Raw genomic sequence first — 5,145 nt, 5'->3', positions numbered from 1 at the left:
GGCCGCGACGCCGCCAACGCCGCCCTCGAAGCGATCGGGAGCAGCTACCGCGCGCCCGCGGTCGACGGCCTCACGTCGCTCTCCGCGACCGCGAACGTGGTGCTGGTCGGGCTCGCGATCGGCGTCGTCTTCGCCGTCGTCGGCCTGCTGCTGTTCGCCTACCGCGAACTCGAGGAGACGGTCGAGCCCGACAGCGAGATGGGCGACCCGACGGGGATCGACCTCGACGCGCTCGACGAGGACGGCGTCAGGGCGGCGCCGATCGAGGCGTTCGAGTCGATGAGCGAACCCGAGGCGCTCGAGGCCGCCCAGCACGCTATCGACGAGGGCGATCACGGGAAAGCACAGGCCATCCTCGACCGCCACGACGAGGCCCACGAGCCCGATCCCGACGCCCCCGAACCCCCGGCTCACGAGACCGACCCGCTGTTCACGCCGGTCGGGCCGATCGGCGCGATCCAGCGCGGCCGGGAGTGGGTCGACTGGGGCCAGCGCCTCCGCCGGCAGGGTCAGCCCCTCGCCGTGTTCGCGGTCGTACTGTTCGGCCTCGCGTACGCCGTCCTCGGCTACCCGGGCGAGGTGAACGCGCTACTCGCACAGGGCGGCTTCGACGTCGCCGTCCCGGCCTTGGGCTACTCGACGGTCGTCGCCGCCGGCCTCGCCGCCGCGGGGACGCTGGCGTTCGTCGCCGTTCTCGTCGGAGTGTACGTCCTGCTCGCGTGCTACTTCGCGGGCACCGACCCGACCGCGGTCAACGTCGGCCAGCTCTCGACGGCGGAGCTCGAACGCGCGCCGCCGGCGACGTTCACGGCGCTCAGCGAGCAGGAGGCGAACTTCTACGCCAACCGCGCGCTGGCGGCCGACGACGACGCCCGCGCACGCCTGATCCTCGACCGCTACGACGAGGCGACTGCCGCGGCCGAGGAAGCGGCCGAGGAGGACGAGGCCGAGCCGGGAAGCGTGAGCGACCGCGCCCAGCGCGCCGGCGGCACGTTCCTCGACGAGTTCGCCGAGGACACCGACGAGGACGACATCGGCGGCTACTACAAGGACATCCAGTTCATCCTCGGCTCGCTCACCTCGGGGCTGTTCTACATCGTCGGGACGTTCATGGCCGTGATGGCGGGGACGTTCTTCTGGCTCTACACTGGCGGCATCCGCGACGTGTACGCCGACTTCCTCGCCCGCGTGCCGGGCGAGGTGCTCGAACCCGGCCAGACCGCCGCGGAGGCGTCGAAGGTGATCGCGCTCCACCCCGTCGAGGCGCTGGTGTTCGAGGTGAAGTTCTCCGCGCTGCTGGGCGTCGCCGCCGTGCTGCCGCTGATCGCGTACTTCGCGTGGCCCGCGCTGCGCGACCGCGGGTTCGTGCGCGGGCGCCGCGAGGTCATCTTCGGCTGGGCCGCGCTGCTGAGCGCGGGACTGCTCGGCGGGCTGGTGTTCGGCTACTTCGAGGTGGCGCCGCGGATCATCTCCTACCTCGTCGAGGACGCGCTATCCGCGAACATGACGATCAGCTACCGGATCACCGACTTCTTCTGGCTGATCTTCTTCACCACCGCCGGGATCGGCATCCTCGCGGACGTGCCGGTGCTGATGGCGCTTTTGAACACCGCGGGCGTCTCCTACACCGCGATGCGGACCCGCTGGCGGGAGGTGATGATCGGCATGATGCTCGTGGCCGCGCTGCTGACGCCGGCGGACGCGCTCACGATGATCATGATCACGATCCCGCTGATGGCCGCCTACGGCGTCGGCCTCGGGCTGTTGTACGTGCTCACCCTCGGCGGCCGGCGCAACCTCCGGAAGCCGACGGTCGGCCCCGCGAGTAGCGACGACGGGTAACGCGAACGGGACATCGTTTTTCGTGCCGGTGAACCGGTCGACTCCCGAACGGTGCGTTTTTGCGTCCCCTTGGATACTCTCTGGATATGACTCCACGACTATCGAACCGATCGGCGTCCGTGTCGGAGGGGGAACGATGAGCAAGGTGTCCGTCGAGATTCCCGACGAACTGCTGGAGGACCTCGACGAGCACGTCGGCGACGACGGGAAGTTCGTCAACCGCAGCGACGCGATCCGGGCGTCGATCCGGAAGACGCTCGACCAACTCGACGAGATCGACCAGCGACAGGGACGGCTGGAGGGCGAGGAATGAGCGCCGACCGCCGCCCGCTGCCCGTCGATCGCCTGCTGCTGGTAGCGCTGTTCGTCACCGCGCTCGTCGTCGCCCAGCTCACCGCCGCCAAGCTGCTCTCCGTCCGGCTTCCGTTCTCGATCCCGGTGGCCGGCAGCGCGCTCACGCTGCCGGGCGCCGCGCTCGCGTACGCGGTGACGTACTTCGCGTCGGACTGCTACGCCGAGCTGTACGGGAAACGCGCGGCCCGCGAACTGGTCAACGTCGCGTTCCTGATGAACTTCGTCGTGCTGGCGCTGGTCTGGAGCACGATCGTCGCCCCCGCCGCCGACCCCGAGTTCGCGAGCACGTTCGCGTCGGTGCTCGGCACGTCGACCAACATCGTCGCCGGCAGCCTGCTGGCGTACGTCGTGAGCCAGAACTGGGACGTGGCCGTGTTCCACCGGCTGAAGGAGGCCACCGGCGGGGAGAAGCTCTGGCTCCGCAACGTCGGCTCAACCGCCAGCAGCCAGCTCATCGACACCGTGATCTTCGTCAGCGTCGCGTTCTGGGTGCTCCCGAACGCCGGTATCGGCACCGAGCTAGGCCTGCCGCTGGTCGGCGGCGGTCCCGTCCCGAGCGTCGCCGCGCTGATCGTCGGCCAGTACGTGCTGAAGCTCGCGATCGCGCTGATCGACACGCCCTTCGTCTACGCGGTCGTCGGCGCCGTTCGACGGCGTGACGCCGACGATCGCCGGCTGTTCGCGTCGTAGACCGTCGGTCGCTCTTTGTTCGGCCGCGACGACGACTGGATGGCTTTTTCTCGCCGGCGTCCCGAGTGAGCGACGATGGACGAACGACGGCTCCAGACGGGGCTGTACGCCGCCGCGGCGGTCCTGATCGCTGCCGTCGGGATCGCGGTCGTTGCCCGGCCCGGCGGCTCCGCGCCGTGGGCCTACGGGCTGGTCGTGATAGGGGCGGCGTTTTTCGGCCTGAGCGCGGTGCCTCGGGTCCGGGAACACGAGGCGTACAACGCCCTCGGCGCCGCGTTCGCGGCGGCGGTCTGTACCGTCGCGTACGTCGGTAGCGGCGTCCTGTTCGTCGGCATCCTCGCCGTGTTCAGCGCGGTCGGGACGCTGGTCGAACTGTACAACTGGCGGGCGGGAACGACGTACCTGCGGCTGTAACGGCCGACAGCTTCCTCCCCACGTGTGTCGACGGGCGTGTATGGGCAGCGACGCGCTCGTCGGCCTCGATCAGGACACGTGGATGGTGCTCGCGAAGTACAACCTCGTGTTGGCGACAGTGTTCGGGTTCGTGACGGTCTGGGTCCAGCAGGCACCCCCGGCTGACCCCGGGAACGTCCTGCTCGTGGAGAACGGCATGTTCGCGCTCCTGTTCGGCGCGATCCAGACGTACGCGTGGATCTCGAGTTAGCCGCGGCGGCCCGCTATTCGACCCGCTCGGCGAACGCGAAGTTGGGCTTCACGTCGGTCACCGCGACCTCGACCGTCTCGCCCTCGTCGGCGCCGGCGACGAACACCGTGAACCCCTCGACCGTCGCGATGCCGTCGCCCTCCGCGCCGGTGTCGGTGATCTCGACGGTGAGCTGATCGCCCGTCGCGACGGGCGCGGTGGTGAACCCCTTCGCGACCAGATACACCTCGCTCGACGAGTCCCGCGAGGCGTCGGGGTCGACCCGCCGGACGTACTGGAACGATTCCTCGATGTCGGCCTCGAGGTCGTCCAGATCCTTCCCCTGGAACACCTTGGCGACGAAGTCGCCGCCGGGTTTCAGGAACTCCGTCGCGGTCTCGTAGGCGGTCCGGGCGAGGTGGACCGAGCGCGCGTGGTCGAGTTCGTACTCGCCGGTCATGTTCGGCGCCATGTCCGAGATCACCACGTCGGCTTCCGATCCCCCGAGCTCGCGCCGGAGGCGGTCCCGTGTCTCCTCCTCGGTCATGTCGCCCGGGATCGTGCTCACCTGGTGCGCGTCGAGGTCGTCGATGCGCTGGAGGTCGACGCCGACGACCTTCCCCTGCGGACCGACCTCTTCGGCGGCGACCTGCAGCCACCCGCCGGGGGCGGCGCCGAGGTCGACGACCGTATCGCCGTCGTCGAACAGGTTCGCGGTCTCGTCGAGCTGCTGGAGCTTGTACGCCGAGCGGGCGCGGTACCCCTCCTGCTTGGCGCGGTTGTAGTAGTCGTCCTTCCCAGTCATCGCCGACCACCCCGCCGAGAAACGGTGCGTGAACGCTCGTTCATACCGGTATCGACGCCGTCGACCCGGAAAGGTACGTCGGATAGCGCTCAGTCCTCGGTCGCGTCCTCCATGGCGGCCCGGTCGGCGATCATCGACTCGGCGGTCCCGACCCAGTCACCGCGGCGGAACCCCACGACGACGACCACCGCCCAGCAGGCGTAGGAGAGCACCAGCCCGGCGTAGACGCCGACGATCCCGAACTCGAACACGACCGCCAGCAGGTAGGAGCCGCCGAGCATGAAGACGACCGAGCCGAGCAGCCGGGCGTAGAACGGCGTCCGGGTGTCGCCCGCGCCGCGCAGCGTGCCGGCCAGCGGGAAGAAAATCCCGAAGAACAGCATCGAGACGGCGAACGCGCGGGTGAATCCCACCGCGTACCCGGCCGTGAGGCGGTCGCGGGTGAACACCGCGACGAGTTCGGCGGCGCCGACGAACATCACCACGCCGTCGACGCCGAGCGTGCCGAGGCTCAGCGCGAGGATCGCCTCCGCGGCGTAGCGCGCCTCGTCGGACTCCCCCTCGCCCAGTAGCTGGCCGACGACGATGCTCGACACCGTGCTGAACGAGCGGTACAGCGGCCCGGTCAGCTGCTGGTAGATCCGGCGGCCGATGTGGTAGGCGGCGTTGGCCTCCGTGCCGAACAGCAGCGTCAGGGAGTTGAACGGGAAGTTCGCGAGCGTGCTGCTCATCCCCTCGGCGAAGCTCGGGAGGCTCACCGCGACGACTTGGCGAGTCAGCGTGAGGTCGCGCGGGCGGGCGAGCGAGGGAC

The 5,145-nt window shown here is 69.6% G+C and carries 7 protein-coding genes; 5 read left to right on the top strand and 2 right to left on the bottom strand.

Translation table 11 applies throughout. The features are described 5' to 3' along the window. The 5 genes from tatC to ACFR9S_RS04730 form a co-directional block, all read left to right on the top strand. Window positions 1–1,842, top strand: a 1,842-nt coding sequence (gene tatC, locus ACFR9S_RS04750) for a twin-arginine translocase subunit TatC (protein WP_379818169.1), incomplete at its 5' end; no start/stop codon positions are given. A gap of 136 nt (window positions 1,843–1,978) precedes the next feature. Next, window positions 1,979–2,155 (top strand): ribbon-helix-helix domain-containing protein, encoded by a 177-nt coding sequence (locus ACFR9S_RS04745; RefSeq protein ID WP_379731929.1) that lies wholly within the window; start codon window positions 1,979–1,981, stop codon window positions 2,153–2,155. Beyond that, entirely contained in the window at window positions 2,152–2,886 is a 735-nt protein-coding gene (locus tag ACFR9S_RS04740) for a queuosine precursor transporter (RefSeq protein WP_379731930.1), read from the top strand. Before ACFR9S_RS04745 ends, ACFR9S_RS04740 begins: the two co-directional genes overlap by 4 nt. 75 nt (window positions 2,887–2,961) lie before the next feature. Then, a complete protein-coding gene (locus ACFR9S_RS04735) occupies window positions 2,962–3,300 on the top strand; it encodes a hypothetical protein (protein ID WP_379731931.1) in 339 nt (112 codons plus the stop codon). A gap of 40 nt (window positions 3,301–3,340) precedes the next feature. Continuing rightward, window positions 3,341–3,550, top strand: coding sequence for a hypothetical protein (locus ACFR9S_RS04730; RefSeq protein WP_379731932.1), 210 nt, complete (start codon window positions 3,341–3,343; stop codon window positions 3,548–3,550). Window positions 3,551–3,563: 13 nt separating this feature from the next. On the opposite strand, the gene ACFR9S_RS04725 is transcribed toward ACFR9S_RS04730, so the two are convergent. Then, entirely contained in the window at window positions 3,564–4,334 is a 771-nt protein-coding gene (locus ACFR9S_RS04725; protein ID WP_379731934.1) for a 23S rRNA (uridine(2552)-2'-O)-methyltransferase, read from the bottom strand. An 89-nt stretch (window positions 4,335–4,423) separates the two neighbouring features. Next, window positions 4,424–5,145: MATE family efflux transporter (locus ACFR9S_RS04720; protein WP_379818168.1), on the bottom strand; the 722-nt coding region annotated here is incomplete at its 5' end.

The organism is Halolamina salina (assembly GCF_042678005.1).
Taxonomy (GTDB): Archaea; Halobacteriota; Halobacteria; order Halobacteriales; family Haloferacaceae; genus Halolamina; species Halolamina salina.
This window is presented reverse-complemented; position numbering and strand designations above follow the sequence as displayed.